The sequence below is a fragment of the Actinoplanes oryzae genome, assembly GCF_030757795.1.
GTDB lineage: Bacteria > Actinomycetota > Actinomycetes > Mycobacteriales > Micromonosporaceae > Actinoplanes.
In genome coordinates, this window is the sequence record NZ_JAUQWH010000336.1 from 1 (window position 1) to 1,752 (window position 1,752).

Here is a 1,752-nt window from a genome sequence, read left to right on the forward strand (position 1 = left end):
AGTCCACCCGGCGCCAGGTGCTCGACGCCATGCAGGAGCTGGGCTACCGCCCCAACAGCGCGGCCCGGGCGCTCAAGCGCGGCGAGTTCCGCACCCTCGGCATCATCCTGTTCACCCTCTCCACCACGGGTAACAGCCGCACCGTAGAGGCCATCGCGACCCACGCCGCCCGCGAGGGCTACGCCATCACGCTGATCCCGGTCGCCGTCCCCACCCAGGACGGGGTGCTGGGCGCCTTCACCCGCCTCGGCGAGCTCGCCGTCGACGGCATCATCGTCATCATGGAGGTCCACCTCCTCGACGCCGCCGACCTCACCCTGCCCCCCAACGTCCCCGTCGTCGTGGTCGACTCCGACGCCGGCGACCGCTACCCCGTCGTCGACACCGACCAGGCCGACGGCGCCCGCCAGGCCACCCGCCACCTGCTCGGCCTCGGCCACCGCACGGTCCACCACGTCGCCGGCCCGGTCGAGTCCTTCGCCGCCGGCCGCCGCCTCCAGGCCTGGAGCGACACGCTGCGTCTTTTTCAAAGGCCGGCGCCGGAGGTGCAACGCGGCGACTGGTCCGCCGAGAGCGGCTACCGCGCCGGCCTGGCCCTGGCCGCCGACCCCACCTGCACCGCCGTCTTCGCCGCCAACGACCAGATGGCCCTGGGCGTCATGCGCGCCCTGCACGAGGCCGGCCGCACCATCCCGGGCGACGTCAGCGTGGTCGGCTTCGACGACCTGCCGGACTCCCCCGCCTACCTGCCCCCGCTCACCACGGTCCACCAGGACTTCGCCGAGATGGGCCGCCGCTGCGTCGACACCCTCCTGCGCCAGCTCCGCAACGAACCGGGCCGCCCGGGCACCGACCTCGTCCCCACCCGCCTGGTCCTCCGCGACAGCACCGCCACCCCTTCCCCCGAGGGGTAGCGATTGCCTTCAATGGACGGATGGACCCTTCGGACCGCACCAGAATGGACGCCATCGAGCGCAACTGGGACGCCCGCACCCCGATCCACGCCGCCAGCGACTTCTACGCCGCCGCCTTCCGCGACCCCGACGCCTGGTTCGCCGACCACGAATGGGACGACATCGGCGACATCCGGGGCCGCGACGTCCTCCACCTCCAGTGCCACCTGGGCACGGACACCGCCGCCTTCGCCCGCCGCGGCGCCCGCGCGGTCGGCCTCGACCTCTCCGGCGCCGCCGTCGCCGAGGCCCGCCGCCGGTTCCCGGACATCGAGTTCGTGCACGCCAACGTGTACGACGCCGGGCAGGCCCTGGCCGGCCGCCGGTTCGACGTCGTCTACACCGGCCGCGGCGCCATGCTCTACCTGCCCGACCTCACCCGCTGGGCGCAGATCGTGGCCGGCCTGCTCAAGCCCGGCGGCATCCTCTACACGGTCGAGTTCCATCCCCTGCTGACGGCGCTGGGCGTCATCCCCGAGGAGGGCGAACCCGACACCCTCACCCTCCGGTACGACTACCTGCCCGGCCGCGGCCCGGAAGAGCGCAACTGGCCGCACACGTACACCGACGGCCCGCCCCTGCCCGGCGACACCCGCAGCTACGAATGGCCGCACAGCCTCGGCGAACTCGTGACCGCCGTCGCCGCCGCCGGCCTGCGCGTCACGACGCTGCGCGAGGATCCCACCGGCCCGTACCCCCGCTTCGCCCGCATGATCCCCGCCCACCGCCCCGGCTTCTTCCGCCTGCCCGACGCCGACCCCCTGATCCCCCTCTTCTTCGCCCTCCGCGCCGTCCGCGA

General features: G+C 73.8%; 2 protein-coding genes. Both read left to right on the plus strand.

What is annotated here, in order from left to right; all coding sequences use genetic code 11:
- The coding region (locus RBH18_RS43750; protein ID WP_306216427.1) for a LacI family DNA-binding transcriptional regulator at window positions 1-914 on the plus strand (914 nt) is incomplete at its 5' end.
- A gap of 20 nt (window positions 915-934) precedes the next feature.
- The coding region (locus RBH18_RS43755; RefSeq protein WP_306216428.1) for a class I SAM-dependent methyltransferase at window positions 935-1,752 on the plus strand (818 nt) is incomplete at its 3' end.